Source organism: Micromonospora sp. DT4, from assembly GCF_049841675.1.
Taxonomy (GTDB): domain Bacteria; phylum Actinomycetota; class Actinomycetes; order Mycobacteriales; family Micromonosporaceae; genus Micromonospora.
Genome location: NZ_JBNCKT010000507.1, coordinates 1 through 242, shown reverse-complemented (window position 1 = coordinate 242; position 242 = coordinate 1). Strand labels below are relative to the sequence as shown.

General features: G+C 69.8%; 1 pseudogene. It reads left to right on the top strand.

The annotated features are described in order from the left end of the window. Positions 1-242 (top strand): annotated as a pseudogene (locus ACLQ24_RS30700) (DDE-type integrase/transposase/recombinase); the annotation flags it as partial.

Genomic DNA, 242 nt, shown 5'->3' with positions numbered 1-242 from the left:
CCTTCACTCCCGCCGGCTGGCCGGGTGGGCGATCGCCGATCACATGCGCACCGAGTTGACCATCGACGCACTGAACGCGGCCCGGCGCACCCGCGGCAGCCTGGACGGGGCGATCTTCCACAGTGACCACGGAGCCCAATACACATCGAAGGCCTTCGCCGCCGCCTTGCGCCGCCGCCGGGGTCCGACAATCGATGAGCAAGGTCGGCAGCTCGGCCGACAACGCCCTCGCCGAGTCGTTC